19 protein-coding genes are annotated in these 16,972 nt (G+C 63.1%); 9 read left to right on the forward strand and 10 right to left on the reverse strand.

What is annotated here, in order from left to right; all coding sequences use genetic code 11:
- Positions 1–239 precede the first annotated feature (239 nt).
- Positions 240–680 (reverse strand): VOC family protein, encoded by a 441-nt coding sequence (locus tag J7E83_RS15865; RefSeq protein ID WP_214964068.1) that lies wholly within the window; start codon positions 678–680, stop codon positions 240–242.
- 262 nt (positions 681–942) lie between these two features.
- On the opposite strand from J7E83_RS15865, the gene J7E83_RS15870 reads away from it, so the two are divergent.
- Both J7E83_RS15870 and J7E83_RS15875 read left to right on the forward strand, forming a co-directional pair.
- Complete coding sequence (locus J7E83_RS15870; protein ID WP_214964071.1) at positions 943–1,140, forward strand: DUF1508 domain-containing protein; 198 nt, start codon at positions 943–945, stop codon at positions 1,138–1,140.
- A 310-nt stretch (positions 1,141–1,450) separates the two neighbouring features.
- A complete protein-coding gene (locus J7E83_RS15875; RefSeq protein WP_214964074.1) occupies positions 1,451–1,663 on the forward strand; it encodes a hypothetical protein in 213 nt (70 codons plus the stop codon).
- Between the two features lie 33 nt (positions 1,664–1,696).
- Here J7E83_RS15875 and J7E83_RS15880 read toward each other — a convergent pair whose 3' ends face one another.
- Positions 1,697–2,143 (reverse strand): RNA polymerase sigma factor, encoded by a 447-nt coding sequence (locus J7E83_RS15880; protein WP_214964077.1) that lies wholly within the window; start codon positions 2,141–2,143, stop codon positions 1,697–1,699.
- A gap of 640 nt (positions 2,144–2,783) precedes the next feature.
- Entirely contained in the window at positions 2,784–3,110 is a 327-nt protein-coding gene (locus J7E83_RS15885; protein ID WP_214964081.1) for an Lsr2 family protein, read from the reverse strand.
- 295 nt (positions 3,111–3,405) lie between these two features.
- On the opposite strand from J7E83_RS15885, the gene J7E83_RS15890 reads away from it, so the two are divergent.
- Positions 3,406–4,143 carry an RNA polymerase sigma factor gene (locus tag J7E83_RS15890; protein ID WP_214964084.1) on the forward strand — a complete coding sequence of 246 codons (738 nt, stop codon included), beginning with the start codon at positions 3,406–3,408 and terminating at the stop codon, positions 4,141–4,143.
- A gap of 620 nt (positions 4,144–4,763) precedes the next feature.
- On the opposite strand, the gene J7E83_RS15895 is transcribed toward J7E83_RS15890, so the two are convergent.
- Positions 4,764–6,458, reverse strand: a complete 1,695-nt coding sequence (locus tag J7E83_RS15895) for an AbfB domain-containing protein (protein WP_214964087.1) — start codon at positions 6,456–6,458, stop codon at positions 4,764–4,766.
- Between the two features lie 375 nt (positions 6,459–6,833).
- Here J7E83_RS15895 and J7E83_RS21615 point away from each other — a divergent pair, with 375 nt between their 5' ends.
- Positions 6,834–7,163, forward strand: a complete 330-nt coding sequence (locus J7E83_RS21615; protein ID WP_396020565.1) for a DNA-directed RNA polymerase subunit alpha C-terminal domain-containing protein — start codon at positions 6,834–6,836, stop codon at positions 7,161–7,163.
- A gap of 204 nt (positions 7,164–7,367) precedes the next feature.
- The gene (locus J7E83_RS15905) at positions 7,368–7,826 is read left to right on the forward strand and encodes a hypothetical protein (RefSeq protein ID WP_214964092.1); all 459 of its coding nucleotides are present in this window, start codon (positions 7,368–7,370) and stop codon (positions 7,824–7,826) included.
- Positions 7,827–8,048: 222 nt separating this feature from the next.
- On the opposite strand, the gene J7E83_RS15910 is transcribed toward J7E83_RS15905, so the two are convergent.
- The 3 genes from J7E83_RS15910 to J7E83_RS15920 form a co-directional block, all read right to left on the reverse strand.
- Positions 8,049–8,399 (reverse strand): DUF4190 domain-containing protein, encoded by a 351-nt coding sequence (locus J7E83_RS15910; protein WP_251043931.1) that lies wholly within the window; start codon positions 8,397–8,399, stop codon positions 8,049–8,051.
- A 72-nt stretch (positions 8,400–8,471) separates the two neighbouring features.
- Entirely contained in the window at positions 8,472–9,221 is a 750-nt protein-coding gene (locus J7E83_RS21235) for a DUF2637 domain-containing protein (RefSeq protein ID WP_251043932.1), read from the reverse strand.
- A 152-nt stretch (positions 9,222–9,373) separates the two neighbouring features.
- Complete coding sequence (locus J7E83_RS15920; protein ID WP_214964094.1) at positions 9,374–9,598, reverse strand: hypothetical protein; 225 nt, start codon at positions 9,596–9,598, stop codon at positions 9,374–9,376.
- A 657-nt stretch (positions 9,599–10,255) separates the two neighbouring features.
- On the opposite strand from J7E83_RS15920, the gene J7E83_RS15925 reads away from it, so the two are divergent.
- Positions 10,256–10,945, forward strand: coding sequence for an RNA polymerase sigma factor (locus tag J7E83_RS15925; RefSeq protein WP_214964096.1), 690 nt, complete (start codon positions 10,256–10,258; stop codon positions 10,943–10,945).
- A gap of 624 nt (positions 10,946–11,569) precedes the next feature.
- Here J7E83_RS15925 and J7E83_RS15930 read toward each other — a convergent pair.
- The gene (locus tag J7E83_RS15930; RefSeq protein WP_214964097.1) at positions 11,570–11,950 is read right to left on the reverse strand and encodes a hypothetical protein; all 381 of its coding nucleotides are present in this window, start codon (positions 11,948–11,950) and stop codon (positions 11,570–11,572) included.
- Between the two features lie 226 nt (positions 11,951–12,176).
- On the opposite strand from J7E83_RS15930, the gene J7E83_RS15935 reads away from it, so the two are divergent.
- Both J7E83_RS15935 and J7E83_RS15940 read left to right on the forward strand, forming a co-directional pair.
- Entirely contained in the window at positions 12,177–12,716 is a 540-nt protein-coding gene (locus J7E83_RS15935) for an AAA family ATPase (RefSeq protein ID WP_311379734.1), read from the forward strand.
- Positions 12,709–13,137 carry a toxin-antitoxin system YwqK family antitoxin gene (locus tag J7E83_RS15940; RefSeq protein WP_214964098.1) on the forward strand — a complete coding sequence of 143 codons (429 nt, stop codon included), beginning with the start codon at positions 12,709–12,711 and terminating at the stop codon, positions 13,135–13,137. Before J7E83_RS15935 ends, J7E83_RS15940 begins: the two co-directional genes overlap by 8 nt.
- A 97-nt stretch (positions 13,138–13,234) precedes the next feature.
- On the opposite strand, the gene J7E83_RS15945 is transcribed toward J7E83_RS15940, so the two are convergent.
- Positions 13,235–14,929, reverse strand: a complete 1,695-nt coding sequence (locus tag J7E83_RS15945) for an alpha-amylase family protein (RefSeq protein WP_214964099.1) — start codon at positions 14,927–14,929, stop codon at positions 13,235–13,237.
- A complete protein-coding gene (locus J7E83_RS15950) occupies positions 14,926–15,921 on the reverse strand; it encodes a TIGR03885 family FMN-dependent LLM class oxidoreductase (protein WP_214964100.1) in 996 nt (331 codons plus the stop codon). Before J7E83_RS15950 ends, J7E83_RS15945 begins: the two co-directional genes overlap by 4 nt.
- 110 nt (positions 15,922–16,031) lie before the next feature.
- Here J7E83_RS15950 and J7E83_RS15955 point away from each other — a divergent pair, with 110 nt between their 5' ends.
- Positions 16,032–16,955 (forward strand): AEC family transporter, encoded by a 924-nt coding sequence (locus J7E83_RS15955; RefSeq protein ID WP_214964102.1) that lies wholly within the window; start codon positions 16,032–16,034, stop codon positions 16,953–16,955.
- Positions 16,956–16,972 lie beyond the last annotated feature (17 nt).

Raw genomic sequence — 16,972 nt, forward strand, 5'->3', positions numbered from 1 at the left:
TGAGATGCCGCCGGAGTGACGTCACAGACACACGTGCACCGCCCCCAACGGACTCGTCCCTTGGGAGGGCACACCGGTCCGCGACCCAGCAGCGGACAGCGTGTCCGGCCCCGTTCCGTAGCAGGGGCCGGACACGCACACGCCGGCAGGTCGCAGGGTCCGCAGCCGAAGGGCATCGCGGCTAATTAAGCACCTCTGGAGGCCTTTTCCTATTCTGGTCAGACCTGGCAGGGGTGGCGCTATCCGATCCGCTCGGCCAGGGACACGATGATTCCTTCCGGTCCCCGAACGTACGCCATGCGCCAGATGTCCTCGTATTGGCCGACGCCGCCCACCAGGCCGTAGCCATCCGTTGCCACCCGCTCGAGGGCCAATTGAAGGTCGTCCACCTCGAACGCCACGTTGCGCAGTCCCAATTCGGTGGACATCGCGGACGGAGACCCGGGCTCGTGGTCAGGCTGGGTGAAGCTTGACAGCTCCAGGCCGGCACCTCCATCCGGCGGCCGCAGCATGACGATCTCGCTGCGGGAGCCGGGTATGCCGATGACGGTGTCCACGAACTCGCCCTCCATGAACGTCCGGCCCTCGACCTCAAGACCCAACCCAACGAAGAAAGCCGTTGCTCTGTCGATGTCAGCAACGGTGATGCCGACGTGGTCGAAGCGTCGCACATGTGACATGGGGTGCACTCTCCAGTTCCTGTTGGTGACTCCTGGATTGACATCTTTGACGTCGGTGCGGGCGGTGGAAGCCGAACGTCCCGAATGTACTGATCGGCCCCAGCATACCGGCCTGGTCAATTGCGCCAATTGGGACAAAAGAGGTCTTCGGAAACCGACCCTCCGGATCTGATGCGTCACGATTTGCGGCGTGGGCGGTACTAAAGGTGACGGTTTTGTTTGAGTCGGGGCATGAAGGCGCCGCGTAGGTTAGGAGAGCGAGATGACCGCTGGCTTTGAACTGTATCTGGATCAAGAGGGCCGTCACCGGTTCCGAATGGTCGCAGTGGATGGTTCGGTGATGCTCACCTCGGAGGCTTACATCCATGAGGATGACGCCATCGCCGGTATCTGGGCAGTGCGGGAAGTCGCTGTCTCCGGGAGCATCGTGGACCGCACTGGCTCGAACGCCAATGCCTGAGGCCACAGGGGCACATGTTTCCGGAGCGGCCCGTGACTGATCCGATAGTTGGGACCGGATCGGAGTCCTCATGGACCAGGGCAACGAACGTCTACCCAGACTGTAGCTGCCCACGATGGCGTTACCACCCCGCGTATCCGAAGCCGACGGATCCGCACTGCCCAAAACACGGTGACAACGGTTGATTCGTCCCGGGAGCAAGCGAAGGGGGGACCCAACGGACACTGGAAATCCTGGGACCGATCCCCTTACTCGGGAAAACGGCGTCACGGTCTGCACGCTCGGCGGTTAAGACGGCATGAGGAATGCTTTGTTCAGAATTGCAGATGATTCAGTTGCCCCGGACGCCACCGTCCGTGTCGGCGCTGCCGAGCTCGGTGAACTCGAGGAATGTTGGAAATCGTTCCTCGCCACATCCAGCGACGGGGACTTTGACCCCGTAACCTCCCTGCGCTGCACAGGCGCTGTGATCAGGGCAGTCGAAAACGTCATCTCGACGGTGGAAGAAGAACAATCCACTTAACGTGCCTGGCAAGGGCCACCCTGCCGGCTGGATTCAAGTGCCCCTGGGCAGGTCCGGCAGGTGCGAAGGTGAAACGCCCACTGTGCCCCGGTCTGCTACTTTGCTGGCATCCAGGGCAATCCCGGCGCTGATATCTGGGGCGGTTCCAGCCAGCATCCCCAACATGGACTCGCAGCCGTCGTTCTGGGCGTGGCGCAGATACAGCACACTGTAGGCCTCACGGAACCCCTTCTGCGCACGCCGGCGAAGGGCCGAAAACGCGTCGGGCGCGATATCGAGAAGCGTGCCGGCCTCGCGCGGCGTGAGTCCTTCCACGTCCAGGTACCACAGGGCTCTCTGCCACCGAACGGGAAGGGCGGCCAAGGCCTCGGCGACGAGATCGTGCCCCTGCGGGAAGGCGTAAAGTCCGGTCGGGCCCAGACCGCCGGCGGGCTCGCCCCTGTGTTCTGGCAGCGGCTCAGTTGGAGCGAACTTCAACATGATGCCGGGCATGCGGGGTTGAAGCTGACAAAGCGTAAAGCATGGAACATGCGGACTCCGGGCGGTAGCGATTCCTGCCTAACGCAGGGTTGATAGCGCTAACAGAACCAGCTAATGAAAAAGCTGCCGACTTTTGGTCATAAAGAACATGAACAAATCACATTATGACGGCCGGAATTCCACCAAGGACCCACTACTGTCTTGGGTCACCCCGCGGAGTGCTGTCCTCGATGTCAAGGGAGCCCAGCAGTTGATCCAGGGACCGCAGAACCCCGCCAGTGCTTCTTAGCGCAAGAACCGGGTCAACAGGGCCTGTCCCAGTCCTGGTTACGGCCAGATAGCCCGCCCATTGACGCGTGAGTTCCTCAAAATCCCTTAGGCTCACAGATACCGTTAGCCTCGTGTCTGATCCTTCAGGCATACGCGATCACCCCCAAAGCTTCGCATGCTGATATTTCATACTACCCGCATGCCTTCCCAAGAGGATTACGAGACATTCGGACCTGACAGGGCCGCACCACAGCCCGGCCCTTCCATGGACTTCCCTGGCGCCGACTGCGACCGTTTCGCCTCACAGGAGCGAAGCAGCATGACCTTCGACCGTGCATGGCGACCGGTGTTGAGAGCCCCCTGCTGCTGCTCAGCTGTTGCTGGAGTGGTAGGCGAGTTCTATTTCCGCCTGGAGCCGCCCCCGCCTGTTCACCACGTAGCCGTTCTCCGTTGCCCACTGGCGAATCTTGGCTGGTGAGGTAATGCCTGGGCGTTGGCGACGGGCAAGGGTAGTGGTCGGAGTTGTGGTTTTCCTGCCGGCAGCCGTGAACTCGGCGAGGGCGCTCCTTAGCCTGGCGGCATTTTCTCCACTGAGGTCGATTTCGTAGTTCACGCCGTCGATTCCAAACAGCATCGTCTCGTCTGCTGTGCTGCCGTCGAGGTCGTCGACGAGGGTGATTTCTACCTTTTTTGCCATGGGGTGTTTCCTTTTCAATTGTTCCGGAGGGTTAGGCATAGCTGTGCGTGCTGAGTGAGCGGTCAGGGCCGGCACCCTGGGGGTCTTCTCTGGCACCCGCTGGTAACTGCAGAGTCCTTTGAGTACTGGCGGAACATGCGTCGGCCCTGAGCCCACCCCTTTTACAACCGAAGGATGCGCGGATCGTGACGCAAAGACGCATGGGTGAACGTTTTCATAACATTTGTGATTTCGCGTCACAAAACAGGCCTCCGCGAGGTGAGGTGAATGAGGCGCCACAAGTGCGCTCCGTCTATTGGGCATCGGAGGGGGGATCCACCTGGAAACACTGGAGCACGCTTCGCCGTGGGAGGGGCATGCCCGCGGCGCAGCCGGCGCCGAGCCGACGACTGATATCCCTGGCGGTGGGGAGAAAGCGGCCGCACGGGAGTCCAATGGCATCCTGGCTCCGGAGGGGCCGTTGGGTCTTGAATCCGATCTGATTGCCGGTGTGCGGTCCGGTGACCCTGAGTCGATGGCCATCCTGTATGAGAGGTACCGGGAGCCGGGGCTGCGGTTCATACGCGGGCTGATGTCGGGGGCCCAGGAGTCTGAGGACGTGCTGCATGACGGGTTTGCGAAGGCTGTCCGAGCGATCAGGAACGGATACGGGCCCACTGATATGTTCGGCCCATATCTGAACACGGCACTCCGGTCAGTAGTGTCGACATTCTGGAACAGGCGCGGGCGTGAGCAGCCCGCACCGGATGAGGATCTGCACAAGGGCCAAGAGGATGACCAGGGGCTGGAAAGGGTCCTGTCCGTGTTCGAGCATGAGCACGTCGCCGCTGCCATGCGTTCCCTGCCGGAGCGGTGGCGGACAGTGCTCTGGTACACCGAAGTCATGGGTGAGAAGCCACGAACCATTGCACCGATGCTGGGTATCGAAGCCAACGCGGTATCAGCGTTGCTCATCCGCGCCAGGGCAGGTCTGCGTGCCGCATTCGAGCTGCAAAGCGCAACCCCTCCCCGGCCCGGGACGGACGCCGACTGACACCTGGAATTCCACGCCCGCTTTTCAGGTGGGGTGGCGTCACTTCGTTGCGTTCCACGGGCGAGCTTGCCATCAGAACCGTTCTGTCCTGCTAGCTGTGGGCGGTGCTTTCAGCTCCGCTGATTATGGCGTCAGCGACGTGAGCTGAACGCACGACAGATCTTCTTTGAGATCGGCCCTGGAACATCACTGGCAAACTGCGTAAGGGCAAGCATCGCAGCGGCCCGCACCGCAGCCCCGCTCGCACGTGATGCTGCCCAGCTCCTGTCCGCCCACAGAACCGCCGTCGAAACCGGCTACAGCGACATGGCACATTTCTGCTGGGAAGGGCTGGAGGCGCTCCCGGACCGGGGACCTGCCGGGCACGTACAACGTAGGCAGCCTGGATCCGGAGGTGGGCCTCAACATCATTACCGGGACTGTGCGCCGTGCGCTTCCCGACGGCGCCGTCCAGGCGGCATGGTGAACGCGTCCGGCTTCGGCGGCACAGCGCTGCGCTAGTGGTTACCGGGGCACAGCAGACTCACCCGTTCCATCGGGTAGACGTCCCGGGGGCGGATCCCGTTGCAGACCGAAAGCCTGAAGCTGCGACCGTGGCGGAGTGTCCCACCAGCAGCGGTTCAGTCGACCATCCGGTAAGTGGCGTCGGCGCGGTCAAGGTCACTCGCGATTGTCGTCAGCTTGAGTCCGTAGTTGCTGTGCCTGATATACCGGTCCGGATAGTTGTGGGACCGGAATGATGTGAGGTTGCTGTGGCCCAGCCCCGTGACAGGAAGGAATGTGGCGTCGGCCTTGAACACCGCGGAGTCATCATTCTGCACGAGACTGAATGTGTAGTTCCAGTGCCGCAGGAAGTAGCCGGGCATGTCCACTGACTCGAACGAGATGCGGCCGTCGGCCTGGCTGGCCAGCCCCGGGACGACCCGGAACTGGGAGTCCTTGACCGGCGAGGTAGAGGGATCGAGGCGGACTGTCGAACCCGTGTGTCGGACGTAGCGGTCCGGGAAATTGAAGCTTTGCAGGCGGGAGACGCGCCTGCCGGTCTGTGCCGGGTACTGCATGAGGGTGCCGAATCCCAGGGCGTCATATCCGCCGGAGTTGGGGCCGTAGTCTCCGCCGCCGCCGTCGGGCCGCAGGGTGGCAGCGATCTGGCTGACCCAAGGAGTGTCCAGCCCCTTGCGGCCGGAGTAGTGTCCCAGAACCTGATCCCAGACAGGGCGGCCCTGACCCCGGGCGCCCTCACTGGGAACGGTCTGGGTGTGCCAGCCGGCGTGGGAGGCGGTGGTCCAGGGGCCGGACTGCCACGTGTACGGGGTGAAGGGCACGTCGTTGCCGAGGTTGTACTTGGCGACGTATTCGGCGGCCTTGAGGAAGCGGTTGTTGTCGTGTCCGTAGCAGTCGATGCCCTGGTTCCAGGCCATTTCGCAGAAGGCACCCATCAGCCCGATGCCCATCATGCTGTGCGCCTGGTCGCGGCCGCTCTCCTGCCATTGGGCCAAGCCCTCGTCCTCGTAAACGAACGGCACGGCATGCGGCAGTGAACCGTTGCCTGCACCGCTTTGGAAGTAGGTGACGGCGCGGTCCACCAGGTCGTCGCGGTCCGCGAAGATGCCGATGGCGATGATGGATGCCATGTTGCACAGGTCCCAGTTGGCCCAGTAATTGGTGATGACGGCACCGTTGTGGTTGGTGAGGAAGTGCTCGTTCATCGGGTGGAAGACGTTCAGAAGCATGCCGCGGAATCGCTCGAACTCGAAGTCTGGGTGATCCCGCACCAGCTCCGCCGCGTTCGCGAACTGGTAGCCGTAGATGCCTGCGGCGAGGAAGCGGTCGGCGTTGCCGGTGACTGTGGTCAACATCCCGGACCAGGCGTTGAGGATCCGCACGGCAGCTGCCCCGTGGGCTGCCTCGCCTGAGATCCGCCACCGCAGGGCGTTTTGGTATGCGGCGTGGATGTCGGTGAACAACGGGCCGTAGTTTTGGCCGTCGCCGCCGCGGATGACTGTCTCTACCGGTCGTGGCTGCCATCCGGAATTCGAGCGGCCATTGGCAACGAGCCGATTCCAGCCACCCAACCAGGGCTGCGCGCTGCCAGCGACGTTCAACGATGTCACCTCGACGTCAGCCAGGGTGTGGACCAGCCCGGGATGCGCATATGTGGAGGGTCCCAGGGTCACTGTGGCGAGCGGAGTGGGGCTGGGACTGGCCCAGGAGGCGCCGGCCGCACCGGCGGCTACAAGGGGTACGGCAAGGGAGGCGCCCGTGATGAAGGATCTGCGTGAAACCGCACTGCTGGATGATTGGGGCGGCGACAATTCGTGGTCATTGACTTCCGTTCGCTAGGGAGTTATCGAGAAATGAGCCGATTAATCACGACCGGGCGACGACGTGCCGTCCGTCCCAGCAGGGCCCCAAACCCGCGGCTCATCACCGTAAGCCCAGATTAGGGTCTCGGGCCGTCCTGGGATCGCACGTCGGACTCTGAAACAGTCTCGTGTCCAACAAGGAGTCCGTGCTTGGGTGTCCGGCTTCCGCATTCCTCCGTCATGAATTGGGGCCGGTGCCGTCAAGAGTTCATGAATGATGAACATCTTCAGCGCGGTGAAAAACCGGTCATGCCGGACGAGGACTATGTGGCTATGGATGACTCAAGTGCCCGGCGGCTGGAAATAGGCCGTGCCCGGCCGCTCATGGACCTTGGGCTCTCAACGCGGGGCCGCAACGCCTTGCTGCGGCACGGCATACGAACCGTGGGGCAACTGATCACACGCTCGCGTGATGATTTGGTCCATGAAATCTTCGGGCTCGGTACGCGTGCGGTGACAGAAATTGAGGCTGCCTTGTATCGGGAAGGACTCGGGCTTGCTGCCGAGAGGGGCCCCCAAAGATATCGGGGAACCTACTCTGCAAATACCAGCAGGCATACCAAAAACCACTACCTTTGGCTGACCCCTCCCGTCACCGAAGAGGAATCAAAACAAGCCGCAGCCTCCGAGGCCGCGACTCGGAGCCCTGCATAAGGTGCCGGCCGCAGAACATAGTCAGTATCCGTGCCTGTGGCAGCTGGAACGCGATCATCAGCAGACCGGAGCGCTTTCAACGTCATGATTTCAGCCTCGGGCAGTTACCCAGGGACAGGACCGGCCTGATACCGCCCAACGCCGCGTGCGGATTCGGGGCGGGGACGGGTCGGAGGCGGGTTTACAGCCGGAACAGGAGAGCCAATGCGCAAAGTCGGATATTCGTGGACCTGCAGCCCCCCGAACGTGGATAGAGACGGGGGTGTCTACCAGCAGTTGAACACGCCCATCCCCGAAGGTGCGGCCTTCGTGCCTGAGCCGGTGCTGATCAGCCTCGTGCTGGCTGAGAACCAGGACGACTATATGAGTCTGGGTATGCTCAGCTACCTCATCCAACGGGCCGGACCGGTCCCTCCGGTGACCGGACACCATCACGTCCTGCCCTACCTTGCTAATCTTCTCGGCGAAGGACTCGTCACCATCGGCGACGTCGACGGAGAGCAGTTCCTCCCGTGGAATTGCGCAGTGACAGAGGCCCTCTCACGGGTGCGTAAGCAATGGCCTGACGGTGAGGCGTCCGACTATAAGACCCTCCGGGACATCGGCTGGCTGACTAATACTCCCCGCGGCAACGGCGTCGCCGTGGGAGCAGTGAAGCCCTGAGGCGCAACCGGATTTACAGATGTTTAACCGCTGAACACCCGCCAGGAACCATTTCTGTTTCGCGTGTGCTCAGTTTGTACGGTTAACAGACCTGAACTGCGGCGACGTCCAGACGGACTAGACGCTCGTCAATGTTTCTTCGCTCAGGCGGGCTAAAGCAGAAGGGACTACCTCGTGGGGTAGTCCCTTCGACTGCACTAAGTGTCATCGGTGTATCCGGGTTTAGGCGTGGACCGCGGTGGTACTGGCTGCGAGGCCGAGCATGCTGAGGCCGAAAAGGAACAGGAGTGCCCAGCCGAGCAGCATGAGGCCGTTGAGTATCACGCCTGTGACGGCCATTCCCTTGGCGGCGGGTTCGCGCTGGAGTCCGATGATGCCCAGGACGAATCCGACGATGGGGGCAATGAAGGTCCATCCGAGGAAAATGCTGCAGATCCCCAGGACCATGGAAGCGATGGAGAGGCCTTTTGGCTGCGGCGGCGCCATGATCCGGCCGGGGCCCGGGTGGTAGGGCTGCGGGTACATGACTGGGGGCTGGGAGGAGTTCGGCTGTGGCTGCGGTGGATGGCTCATGAGGAATCCTTCGTTGATTTTAGTATTTGATCCCCCCGTCCGAGGGGCAGCTTGGAACTGCACGCTTCAGAGCTATGCGTTGGCAGGCTCGCGCACGCGGGTATCGCCATCGGTGGCTGGGCCGGGGGTAAGTGCCTGGACAGTCTCCTCGTATAGGGGCGCCGGCCCGTCGTCCGGAGTCTTGGTGCTGGCTTGTGTTTTTCCTTCTGCAGTGGTGGGCGCAGTCTTCATGGGAGCCGCGGTGGCCGCCGTCGGGCTTACTGGCGGTGAGACAATTTCGGGTGCTGCCGGGGTGGCGATGTGAGGGGAGTGCCGCGGAGGGTTCTCGCCGGGCTCCGGAGCGTGGTAGGCCTCCTCAAGGGCGGCAAGGTCTTCGTGAAGCTGGGCTACTTCGGCCCGCTTCTGGTACATGTGAACGGTCAGGTGCGTGATCGCCAGCAGCACTACCGGGGGCATCGCGGCTACCAGTGCGGACACCACAGGCGGGATGCCGGAGCGCAGATCGTCCACGGTAAGGATGGCGTGGACCGAGTTGGCGGCAGTGGAGACGATGGCGCCGAAGAACAGGAGTGTCCACGGGTAGATCATCGCGCGGCGGCTGTGTCCGTTAAGGGCAACGATTGCCACTGTTGCCGCGACGATCATGCCGTCCACGATGATGGGCCAGATCCAGGCGAGATGCGCTTCGATGCCGGACCGCCCGGCCAGGTCCGTCAGTGCCGCGAACGAAAGGATGAAGGCTCCCATCGCAATTAGGACCGTTGTTCCGACGGCGGTGCCAAGGACCGCCTTGTGCGGCTGGTTGGGAATTCTAGGGCTCATTGTCTCCGGAGGTTTCTGTTACGTGTCAGGTGAGGGGGACAGCTGTTCGGCGTTGATAAGTTGTCAATCAGAAGGAGTCCGCCGAAGCCCGCCCCGGGTGCTTTGTAACTAGCCCAGGTCTCGGTTCAGACGGTCGGGTACCGGAGTCCAGGTCAGGCCCTGCGGGTGAGGCCGTAATCTTCTGGTGGCGTCTGCATAGGGATGGTGCGCCAGACATCGTCTGATACCTGCGCGGTCAGATGATTCCCGATAATCGACACTTTCCCGTGCGGGATGGCGAAGGGGTCCAGCCCATTGGCATAAATCCAGTTCAATGACTGGCTGTGGAGGTAACTGCCGTGGGGATAGTCACGCAGGTCGATGGAGGGAAGACGCATGGATACCCGTTCGTCGAAGAGGCCGGCTAGTACATAAGAACAACCGCCAACTGCGCGGAACGTGACGCCAGCCGTACGCAGGGTCCTCTTTGTCAGCTCCCGGGTGCTGGCTGCCTTTGGTCTGTTCTCGTTGTGACACGGTCTGCGTTGCCTTTCATACAAGGAACGGGCGGTAGGGCCGGCATTCCACTGCGGAAGCGCCCCCGACATAGGCGGTGAGACATTCCTGTTGAACCGGGTCCCGCGAGTTGGGGCCCTTCCGCATGGTGGACGGTCGTGTGTCCGCGCGTCACGATTTTCTTGTCGCGGCGTGAAGTTAGTGCCCGGGTTTTCCGGTGCTGGTCTTTGCACGCAGTGGGGAGTGTGTTTTCGGCTTGGTGCCGGGGTGCCGGGTGACGCACCGTGAGTTCCCCCCCATTTCGAGCGGTGCGTGGCGGTCTGCCTAAGCAAATTGGCAGCCATTGCGTGGCCGGCCTTATCCCGTCCGGCCACGCAATCACCGCACTGCCCGAAAGCAAACAGCCGACCTGTCAGCCAAGCGGACGCAGAGCAACAGAGTCACCTGGCAGGACCGGCAGAAGCCCCAGGAGGGCCGTGCAGGAAGCCAGAGACGCCCCGCGAGGATCCTTTGACGGGCGAGATAGAGGCGAGCCTTTGATGCCCGAAGACCCCGGCGGCGGTACCGGTGGACTCTGCGGGCTGTATGAATTGCATTGGGACGCAGGTGTTGCCTTCGCGTGCAGCCTGGTACGGCATCACGCTGACGCGGAAGACTTGGTGTCCCACTCTTTCGTGAAAATCCTTTCCGCGCTCAAGGAGGGCAAGGGCCCGGTTGGTCCGTTCCGTCCTTACCTGTACCGGGTGATCCGTACCAGCGCGGCCGATCACTGGAACCGCACCAGCAAGGAACAGCCCGTGGCCAGTATTCCCGAAGCCGTTTGCGAGGATCCGGGCCTTGCCCGTGTTGAGGAGGCGGCGGAGTGCGGTCTCGCGGCGTGTGCTTTCGCGTCCCTGCCTGCGCGCTGGCAGGAGGTCCTGCGGCTCCTTGACATCCAGGGCCTTCGCCCCAGGGAAGCTGCACCGGTCCTGGGAATTGAACCCAACGCAGTTTCGGCCCTGGCACGAAGAGCCCGGCGGGGGCTGCGGGTGGCGTACCTCACCGCCTACGCCGAAACGGAACAGAAGCGAGAATGTCAGCGCTTCGCCAGACTCCTGGCCCGTGTGGCCGTGGGGGCATCATCGGCCGGGGAACAGGCGAAACTGAACCAGCACCTGCCCGGGTGCAGCGACTGCACCCGGGCCCTGGCCCGGCTCAGGCAAGCCCACGATGAGATGCGGACTCTGTAACCACTCACAGTGTCGCCAGGGCGGCGGCTGATGAGTTCTTTAAAGAGGTCATCGGCGGCTAGGGTCGAAGACAAAGAGTCTCAGGACAATGTTCTCGAGCCTAGCCCGAGCCGCTGACGGCGGGTCTGCCTGCGGTGGCAATGTCGGGAAGTTACCGGCTAAATCGACTGTGGCTATCGTCTGCCTTTGGATGGCAGCTGCCCCGCCAGTTTTATCATGGCCGTTCCCCGTGAGGGAGTGTCGCGTCACGATTTGCCTGTTTCCAGGTTTACTTTGTGCCCGGGTTTTCCGGTGCCGGTCTATATACACATCTGGGGGTGTGATTTCGGACTGCGCCGGGTGCCGGGGCGGCGCATCGTGAGTTCCCCCGTTCGAGCGGTGCGTTCCGGTCTGCTGAGGCAATGGCAGCCGTTGCGTGGCCGGCACCCCCCCCGGGCCGGCCACGCAGTCTCCGGCTGGCCCCTGAGGAAGTAGCCACGGTGTGCGCGACCCCGTCTTCGGCGTCGGCGTGACGTATCTGTACCTAGGTCAGGTCCTGCAGCTCCTCGACGACCAGCGCCAGCGCGCGGTCCACATGCTCTGAACCACCGAAAGATGGCTTCCGCTCGCGCAGCAAGTACAGGGTCATGAATGAACGTTGGCGTCCAGGAACGCTCTCGCCGCCTCGATTACTTCTCTGTTCATGCCCTTGTTGAAGGCCTCCACAGGCGTGGTTTCATCGAGGAGAGGGTTGAGACCGATGAACCAGGACCGTGCAATATGCTCGTCGTGGTGAAGTTTCAGGGCTCGCCAGACGCGCAAGGCTGTCTTAAGTTTGGTGACTGAACCGTCCCGGGGAATGGGGCCATCGGGCTTTGCCCATTCGGAAGGAAGCTTTCGGTCACGAACTCCGGCGAGCACAGCTACCAGGGTCGGCCCGAGAGCTTCATTGAGTTCTTTCGCTGTGGAGTGGATATCCATCTGGGCTACTTGGTTGAAGGTTGCAGAAATGGCGTCAATTGGCATGGTGGCTCTCCTTCCAGGGTGGGCTTACGCCGACCCTTTACGGTATGTAAGGCAACCCATAAGACCCCCTCAAATACCCCTCGTTCAGGCACCAATCGTAGCCTTCTCGCCCGGACTGGTATAGGGGTTCAGCGAAGAATCTCCTGATGACCGCTATTGGACGGTTTCAGAAGGACAACCTGGTGAACAGATCAAGAACTCCACCTCTGGTTGATACGGTGGGTGCGTGCTCGAAGAACCGTCCGTAGTGCTCATTACTGGTCTGATGGCCTCAGGGAAATCAACGGTCGCCGACGCGTTGGCACGACGACTGAACCGGGCGGCACATGTGCGCGGCGATATGTTTCGCCGGATGATTGTGTCGGGTCAGGCCGCGATGTCGAGCCCTTTAAGCAGCGAGGCACTCGCACAGTTGCATCTTCGGCAGCGCCTCGCAGCGGGAACCGCCGTTGAGTACGCACGTGCCGGAATCACGGCAGTGGTGCAGGATCTCTACCTTGGCGGCGACCTGCCGAGGATGATTTCAATGGTGCAGCACCGGCCGCTGTACCTATTCGTCCTGGCCCCGCAAGTGGGGGTGGTGGAGGTGCGCGAACTGGCGCGTGAAAAGAGCGGATATGGTGCGGAATGGTCCGTCGCCGCGTTCGATCGGCATCTTCGCGAAGAGACTCCCCGCCTTGGGCTTTGGCTTGATACGTCGGATCTCACTGTGGAGCAGACAATCGATGGGATGCTGGAGAATTTGTCGGAGGCCTGGATTGACTGATCAAGCATCGCTGCCGCGTGTCGACGGCGACGACCTCGAGTGGGAGGGCCAGCTTCAGACCTGGAACGATGAGCCCTTCACCGGTATCGAAGTCTGGCGCTTTCCGAACGGCGCCATCGAGAGCGAATCGACGTACAAGGAGGGCCTCAGGGACGGCCTGTCGCGCACCTGGGACGAGAATGGCCTACTGGGCTCGGAGTTCACGTGCCGCCTTGGCACCATGCACGGCAATTCCAAGAAATGGCATGCCAACGGCCAGCTCGCCGAGGACGGCAACTATGAATGGGGCGTACGTATCGATGAGAAGGAGTACAACCAGCAAGGCGTGCTGATCGACGAGTTCGCCATCGATCCTGCCGATCCCAATTCGCAGTACGGTATCCTGCTCAAGTTCAGGGAAGTCTACGACAAGCATCTGTAGGGCGCTGTCATTACAAAAGTAACGGATGCGCGCATATGCATTCGGGGCCCTTTGATTGGGGAAAACCGAGTGTCCCGGTTCTCAGGCGGTAGTTTGGCTACGGCGCCAGCCGGTCACCCGGACGGTGCACCCGGAACCACCGGTAACCGTAACGGCCAAGCTCCACCGTGAAGGCGCCGTCGGGCTCCAGCGGAACGTTGTCGCCGTCGAACAGCTCCAGCAGGATGGCGCCTTTGTAGGCGCGGGCCGGAGCGTCGTCGGGACCGGCCTTACCCGCCACTTTCACCTTGTCCTCGCCGAAGTTGTGCAGCAGCACCAGCGTGGCCCCGGCCGAACTGACCGTGTGCGCGAAGACCGCGGGCTCGGGCTGGTCGATCATGGCGAACTCGCCCCAGCCCAGTTCCGGGGACTCGCGGTAGCGTTCGATGAGCGTTGCCATGAAGTTCCAGAGTGAGTCGGGGTCCCGCTTGGCGGCTGCGGCGTTCACCTTCTCCGGGCCGTACTCGCCGCGGACCAGCGGGGCCACCAGGTCGGAGACCCTCGCTGAGGAGAAGCCGCCGTTCTTCTCCGTGTTCCACTGCATCGGGGTGCGCACGGCAGCCCGGCTTTTCTGCCTCAGGTCCTCGCCCATGCATATCTCCTCCCCATAGAAGAGGACGGGGGTGCCGGGCAGGGAGAACATCAGCGAATACACCATCCGGATCCTGCCGGCGTCACCGCCGAGCATGGGCGGCAGCCTGCGGCGGAGGCCCCGGCCGTAAATCTGCATGTTCTTTTCGGGGCCGAACGCGGCGAATACCTCCTGGCGTTCGGCGTCGCTGAGCTTGTCCAGCGTGAGCTCGTCGTGGTTGCGGACGAACATGGCCCAGTGATTGTCAGGATGCAGCGGCGGCCGGCCCTTGATCGCCTCGGCAAGCGGGCGGGCGTCCTGCCGGGCCAGCGACAGGTACATGTGCTCCATGGACATGAAGTCGAACTGCATGTTCAGCTCGTTGCCCACGGAACCGCCGAAGTACTCCAGCTGCTCCTTGTAGGGCAGGTTCACCTCGCCCAGCAGTATGGCGCTGCCGTTCCGGCGGTTGAGGAAACTGCGCAGCGCACTGAGGTATTCGTGGGGGTCGATGTTGGCGGCCTCGTCCTTGGGCTCGCCGCGGGTTTCCAGGAAGAACGGGACGGCGTCCAGCCGGAAGCCGTCCAGCCCGAGCTGCAGCCACAGGCCCATGGCTTTGGCGATCTCGTTCCGCACCGCGGGGTTGGTGACGTTCAGGTCCGGCTGGAACTCGGCGAACATATGCAGGTACCACTCCCCGGTGGCATCGTCCTGGGTCCAGAGGGACGTCTGCTCGCCCGGGAACACCACCTCGGACGATGTGTCAGGGGGAGTGTCCTTCCGCCAGACGTAGTAGTCCCGGTACGGGTTGTCGGTGGACTTCCTGGCTTCCACGAACCACGGGTGCCGGTTGGACGTGTGGTTGACCACAAAGTCCGCGATTACCCGGAGGCCCCGGTCCTTTGCCGTGCGGATGAACTCCACCAGATCGCCCATGGTGCCCAGCCGGGGATCCACGCTGAAAAAATCCGTTACGTCGTACCCGTCATCCCGGTCCGGCGACGGGTAGAAGGGCATCAGCCAGATGCACGTCACCCCCAGGGCCGCGAGGTAGTCCACCCGCTGGGTGAGGCCGGCGAAGTCGCCGGTCCCGTCGCCGTCGTCGTCGAAGAAGGTCTCCACGTCCAGGCAGTAGATGACGGCGTTCTTCCACCAGAGGTCCGAGGTTTCGGCGATTCTCATGGCGCGGTCTCCTTCACTGGCGAATGGTCAGGCGTCCGGTGGAGCTCCGGCAGGACGTCCGCGGCGAATGCGTCGATGAACGGTGCCTGCTCCTGCCCCACGAAGTGGAGGTACAGCTCGTCGAAGCCGAGGCCGGCATACCCGGCCAGCCACTCCGCGTGCTGGTCCAGGCTCGCGGAGACGTTCACGGATTTTCGGACCTGGTCCTCGCCTACATGGGTGCTGACGCCGTCGAAGTGGGCGGCGGTGGGCAGATCCCAAGTGACGGGCGGCGCGAAGGTGTTGCTTCGCCACTGGTCCAGGGCAATGGCGACGGCGGCCTCCTCCTTCGGCGCCCAGGAGAGGTGAACCTGGAGGACCGCCTTCCCTTGGCCGCCGTTGTCCCGGTAGGCGGCCAGCATGTCCCTGAGCTTTCCGGCGGGCTGGTTCACCGTCACCAGGCCGTCCGCCCAAGCGGCGGCACGGCGGGCGGTGTCGACGCTGATGGCCGGAGCGATGAGCGGCGGCGGGGGTTCGGGAACGTCCCAGATCCGCGCCTGCTCAACAGTCACCAGCCCGTGGTGCGTCACCTCCTCGCCCCGGTGCAGGCGGCGGATGATGTCCACGCACTCCTCGAGCCGGAGCTGCCGCGTCTCCTTGGGCGGCCACGCCCCGCCTGTGACGTGCTCGTTCATGTTCTCGCCGCTGCCGGGGGCCAGCCAGAAACGGCCGGGAAACATGCTGGCCAGCGTGGCCGAGGCGTGCGCGATGATGGCCGGATGGTAGCGCTGGCCGGGCGCCGTCACCACCCCGAACGTGAGGTTGGTCGTGGCCAGTGCCGCGCCCAGCCAAGACCAGGCAAAACCCGAATGCCCTTGCCTGGCGGACCACGGCTCTATGTGATCAGAGCACATGGCGGCATCAAAACCGGCCTGTTCCGCGTGCTGGACATCCTTGAGCAGCTGTCCTGGACTGATCTGTTCATGCGAGGCGTGGAAGCCGACGGTGACCATCGTTAAGGTCTACAGTCCCGCGCGGCGCTGTGTCGAGGGCGAGCCGCATGTCAGATAAGTTGGGAGCCTGTAATACAAGAATTTCAGGCGGGCCGGAAGGAGGTAGCTCTGTGGGTGGCGTGCTGATCGGGCTGGCGGTGATCGGCGTCGTCATCGCGGTGGGATACATAGCTGCCCGATGCGGGCTGGGCGGCGAGCCCACGGTGTCGGCGCTGACCCGCACGGCGTTCTTCATCACCAACCCCGTGCTGCTGTTCACCGTCGTCCTGAAATCCGACCTCGCGGTGGTCTTCTCCGCCTATGTCCCGCTGGCCCTGCTTACGGCGGGAATCACGGCCCTGCTGTATGTGACGCTGAGCCGGCTCTGGTTCCGGCGGCCCCTCGCCGAGACCGCCGTGGGCGCGATGGCAAGTTCCTACGTCAACGCCAACAACATCGGCATCCCCATCACCGTCTACGCGCTGGGCGATGCAACGCCCGTGGCGCCTGTGCTCCTGGTACAGCTCCTCCTGTTCGCGCCGCTGGTCCTCACGGTGCTGGACCTGTCCGCGGCCGGACGGTTCTCGCCCCGTCGGATGCTGACCCAGCCGTTCCGGAACCCCATGATCATCGCCTCCCTCCTGGGCGTGGTGCTGGCTGCCTTCCACGTGCAGCTGCCCGAGCCGGTCATGGCGCCGTTATCGCTGCTGGGCGGGGCGGCCGTCCCGGTGGTCCTGCTGGCCTTCGGCATGTCCCTTCACGGAAACCGGATCCTGCACAGCGGCGGCCACACGGCCGAGATCCTGACTGCCACGGCACTCAAGTCGGCCGTCATGCCGGCGGTGGCATTCGCCGTCGGACGGTTCGTCTTCAATCTTGAGCACCACATGCTGCTGGGGGTTGTGCTGATGGCCGCGCTGCCGACCGCCCAGAACGTGTTTCTGTTTGCCAACCGTTACAGCCGCGGCAAGACGGTGGCCCGGGAAACCGTGTTGCTTTCGACGGCGGCCGCGGCCCCGGTGCTGATCCTTGCGGTCTGGCTTCTGGCGGGTTAGACCTACCGCCGGAGCGG

It is taken from the genome of Arthrobacter sp. ISL-48 (assembly GCF_018613805.1).
Lineage (GTDB): Bacteria > Actinomycetota > Actinomycetes > Actinomycetales > Micrococcaceae > Arthrobacter.

Bases quoted from the DNA above. Each gene is read 5' to 3' on its own strand.
- J7E83_RS15870 (WP_214964071.1), top strand. From the start codon at position 943: ATGACCGCTGGCTTTGAACTGTATCTGGATCAAGAGGGCCGTCACCGG.
- J7E83_RS21235 (WP_251043932.1), bottom strand. From the start codon at position 9,221: ATGAGCCCTAGAATTCCCAACCAGCCGCACAAGGCGGTCCTTGGCACC.
- J7E83_RS15925 (WP_214964096.1), top strand. From the start codon at position 10,256: ATGCCCGAAGACCCCGGCGGCGGTACCGGTGGACTCTGCGGGCTGTAT.
- J7E83_RS15885 (WP_214964081.1), bottom strand. From the start codon at position 3,110: ATGGCAAAAAAGGTAGAAATCACCCTCGTCGACGACCTCGACGGCAGC.
- J7E83_RS21615 (WP_396020565.1), top strand. From the start codon at position 6,834: ATGGACCTTGGGCTCTCAACGCGGGGCCGCAACGCCTTGCTGCGGCAC.
- J7E83_RS15910 (WP_251043931.1), bottom strand. From the start codon at position 8,399: ATGAGCCATCCACCGCAGCCACAGCCGAACTCCTCCCAGCCCCCAGTC.
- J7E83_RS15905 (WP_214964092.1), top strand. From the start codon at position 7,368: ATGCGCAAAGTCGGATATTCGTGGACCTGCAGCCCCCCGAACGTGGAT.
- J7E83_RS15920 (WP_214964094.1), bottom strand. From the start codon at position 9,598: ATGCGTCTTCCCTCCATCGACCTGCGTGACTATCCCCACGGCAGTTAC.
- J7E83_RS15950 (WP_214964100.1), bottom strand. From the start codon at position 15,921: ATGGTCACCGTCGGCTTCCACGCCTCGCATGAACAGATCAGTCCAGGA.
- J7E83_RS15930 (WP_214964097.1), bottom strand. From the start codon at position 11,950: ATGCCAATTGACGCCATTTCTGCAACCTTCAACCAAGTAGCCCAGATG.
- J7E83_RS15865 (WP_214964068.1), bottom strand. From the start codon at position 680: ATGTCACATGTGCGACGCTTCGACCACGTCGGCATCACCGTTGCTGAC.
- J7E83_RS15945 (WP_214964099.1), bottom strand. From the start codon at position 14,929: ATGAGAATCGCCGAAACCTCGGACCTCTGGTGGAAGAACGCCGTCATC.
- J7E83_RS15880 (WP_214964077.1), bottom strand. From the start codon at position 2,143: ATGTTGAAGTTCGCTCCAACTGAGCCGCTGCCAGAACACAGGGGCGAG.